The following is a 3,069-nucleotide window of genomic DNA, read 5'->3' as shown; positions in this document are numbered from 1 at the left end:
ACGGCGGTGACGTCGGTGACCGCCGCCGGGATCGTGCTCGTCGAGGGCACGGACTTCGAATGGTCGTCGGGCGGCATGCTCGAGCGGCTGGGCGGGTGCGGCTGGCCGCGTCGCTACCGGTCGGTGACGGTGGTCTACGACCACGGATTCGACCCGATCCCCGAGGGCATCCAGGAGGTCGTCATCGACCAGGCCCGCAGCATCGCGGAGGTCCTTCCCGGGGTGCAGTCGATGCAGGCCGGCGGCGAGTCGGTGACCTACGGCGCCGCGGCGTCGGTGGGTGTGACGTCGCAGTGGACAAAGGCCGTCACTCGCTACCGGATCAACAGGGGTGACCGCGCTTGATCATCTTTAACGAGTCGGTCACCGTCGTCCGACCCGGCTCCAAAGTCGACCGCGGCGGGAACACCGTCCCGGACTGGTCCGCCGGGGCGGTCGCCCGGCACACCGTCACCCGAGTGTCGGTGCAGCCGAACACCCAGAACGAGACCGTCGACCCGACGCGCAACGCCGTCGTCACCGGATGGCGGGTGTACACGATGCCCGGCACCGACGCCGACGTCCTGGCGACCGACCGCATCGAGTGGGACGGCATGACCCTGGAGGTCGTCGGCGAGGTCGCCCGCTGGAAGGACCCGATCGGCGGCGGGATCCACCACGTCGAGTTCACCATGCAGCGAGCACAGGGCTGAGAGGAGGAACCGATGGCACCGTCCTGGGAGTTCCGTCTCGACTACGCGGGCATCAGGGAGATCCTCAGGGGCGACGACGTCCGCCGCCTGGTCGACGGCGTCGCCGACGAGATCGCGACGCGCGTGCGGGCGAGCGTGCCCGCCGACGCGCCGGTCGAGGTCCGCCGCTACACGACCGACCGCGGGGCGGCGACCGTGGCGATCGCTGACGCCAGGGCCATGGGCTGGCAGGCCCGCGACGGCGTCCTCACCCGGGCCGCCGCGGGGGTCGGCCTCGAAGTGAAGCAGTTCCGGTGAAGCCGCTTGTGGTCTTCGCCGACGCCCAGGCCGCCGCGGCGACCGTCCTGCGCGACGCCCTGGCCGGGCGCGGCGAGCCCTACGCGGACGATGTCGCGGTCGGCACGCGCGTGCCGGGCGACCGCTCCCCGGAGACACCCCACCTGCCCTACGTCCTGGTGCGCGTGGACGGCCAGACGGTCGAGCACCTGGCGAACGCCCGCACGACGATCCGCGTCACCGTGTGGCACGCCGGGCCGGACGAGGCCCACGACCTGGCCCAGTTGTGCCAGGGATTGCTCCTCGTCCACTCGGGTCCCGTCATCCGCGGCGTGCAGCCCCTCACCGGCCCGATGCCCGCGACGGACCCGAACTCGGGCGTGGATCTGTCCACGCTCACCGTGCGGGCGCATGTGCGTCCAACGGTCCTCGCTCCCTGATCCACCCCCCATGACGAGCGGCAGTGTGCCGCCGTAACCGCGCGCCCCGACAACCCCGACATGCAAGGAGGACGCCGTGGCCGGCGACCCGCTGAACGCCAATCTGTGGACGGACGCCGACGTGTATGTCGGCGAACTCGACGCCGTCAACCCCGCCACCATCGACGACCCGTTCGGCGTCACGTGGGATGCCGTGGGCCTCCTGAACGGCGATGACGGTTTCGGGGAGACCCGGGACGAGGACACGAACGACATCTACGCCTGGGGCGGGATCCTCGTCCGTACCAGTCGCTCGCACTTCAAGCTCACCAAGTCCTTCACGGCGCTGGAGGACAACGAGACGACGTTCGGCCTGGTGTGGCCGGGGTCGTCCTCCTCGCAGATCATCGTGCCCAAGCCCGCGAAGAAGAAGATCGCATTCGAGTTGCGCGAGGGTGACAAGGTCCGCCGGGCGATCACCAACAACTACGGCGAGATCTCCCTGTCCGGCGACCTGACCCAGAACGAGACCGACCTGGAGTCCTTCGCGTTCCAGGCCGTGATCTTCCCCTCCGGCGCCGGCGTCCTGTTCGACCTGCAGGGCACCTCCTGATCGACCGGGGCACGGTCTTCCTTGCGCGGTTCGCCGTGCCCCGGTCCCGTCCCGCAACCGCGCCGCCATCGAGGGAGAACCGCGCATGGCTTCCCTGAGCTTCACCGACGAGGAACTACACGAACGAGCCGTTCATCTCGGCCTGATGCCCGAGGCGGAACTCCGCACTTGGGGCGGCGGGATGGTCCTGCCTGCGGCCGTGCGCGCCAAGGCTGCCGCGAGCCTGGCCGCCGACCAACGCGCCCAACAGCACACCAGCGGGCCCCGCATCGCCAAGGTCGTCACCGTCCGCCCCGGCCGCGGCCCCCTGGTCGACGGCAAGCCCTTCCCCTGGGTCATCACCGACGACGCCGTAAGTGTCGAGGTCCGGGCCGACGGCTCCGGCTTCGTCCGCCTCACCATCCCCGCCGAACTCGTCCGTATCGACGCCGAGACCGAGACCCCACAGCAGGAGAACCGCGCATGAGCACCCCGAAGAAGTCACCCGCCCCCAGGCGCGTAGCCCCCCGGGACGACAAGCCGTTCGACTTCAACCTGGACGCGGTCGAGGCCGAGGTCGAGCTGACGCCGTTCCGCGTGAACTACCACAGCCAGCGCTGGGAGTTCGCGCACGCCCAGGACTTGGATGTGTGGAACCTCATGGAACTCGCCGACGGCGGGGACCTCGGCGCGATGGTGGGCATCTTCAAGGCGGCTCTCGGAGACGACCGCTTCGCCGAGTTCCGAAAGCTGGGCCTGAAGCAGTACAAACTGCGGCCCCTGTTCAACGCCTACCAGCAGCACTGTGGGCACGGCGAGGGGGAATCGGAGGCCTCCGCCGACTCCTGAGGGAGCACGGGGAGGCCATCGAGGCCGACTTCCAGCGCGAGTACCGCATCGACCTGCGGGACCTGTGGCGTCCCGGCGGCGGCGGCTCGCAGCTCACGTGGCGCCGCGCGCGGGTCCTGGTGCGCGGGCTGCGGCCGGACTCGGCAACGCGGATCGCCATCGACGGACCCGACACCCTGTGGGGGCTGACGAACTCCCAGCTCGCCGACCTGCACGACATTCTCATGCAGGCCAACTGGCA

Annotated in this window: 6 protein-coding genes and 1 pseudogene; all 7 read left to right on the top strand. The window is 70.3% G+C overall.

Going from position 1 to position 3,069, the window contains the following annotated elements; translation table 11 throughout:
- Positions 1-345, top strand: a pseudogene (locus tag ACWCPW_RS51780) (mobile element protein); the annotation flags it as partial.
- Complete coding sequence (locus tag ACWCPW_RS51775; protein WP_449768648.1) at positions 342-692, top strand: hypothetical protein; 351 nt, start codon at positions 342-344, stop codon at positions 690-692. The pseudogene ACWCPW_RS51780 and the gene ACWCPW_RS51775, both read left to right, overlap by 4 nt.
- A 12-nt stretch (positions 693-704) precedes the next feature.
- Positions 705-989, top strand: coding sequence for a hypothetical protein (locus ACWCPW_RS51770; RefSeq protein ID WP_449768647.1), 285 nt, complete (start codon positions 705-707; stop codon positions 987-989).
- Positions 986-1,408: a hypothetical protein gene (locus tag ACWCPW_RS51765; protein WP_449768646.1), complete on the top strand. Its 423-nt coding sequence runs from the start codon at positions 986-988 to the stop codon at positions 1,406-1,408. The genes ACWCPW_RS51770 and ACWCPW_RS51765 overlap by 4 nt, the downstream gene beginning before the upstream one ends.
- 76 nt (positions 1,409-1,484) lie before the next feature.
- Positions 1,485-2,000, top strand: coding sequence for a hypothetical protein (locus ACWCPW_RS51760; RefSeq protein ID WP_449768645.1), 516 nt, complete (start codon positions 1,485-1,487; stop codon positions 1,998-2,000).
- An 85-nt stretch (positions 2,001-2,085) separates the two neighbouring features.
- Positions 2,086-2,466 (top strand): hypothetical protein, encoded by a 381-nt coding sequence (locus ACWCPW_RS51755; protein ID WP_449768644.1) that lies wholly within the window; start codon positions 2,086-2,088, stop codon positions 2,464-2,466.
- The gene (locus ACWCPW_RS51750; protein WP_449768643.1) at positions 2,463-2,828 is read left to right on the top strand and encodes a hypothetical protein; all 366 of its coding nucleotides are present in this window, start codon (positions 2,463-2,465) and stop codon (positions 2,826-2,828) included. Before ACWCPW_RS51755 ends, ACWCPW_RS51750 begins: the two co-directional genes overlap by 4 nt.
- Positions 2,829-3,069 lie beyond the last annotated feature (241 nt).

This window comes from Embleya sp. NPDC001921, from assembly GCF_053594475.1.
The sequence above is the reverse complement of the archived record's forward strand: the minus strand, read 5'-3'. Positions and strand labels throughout refer to the sequence as shown.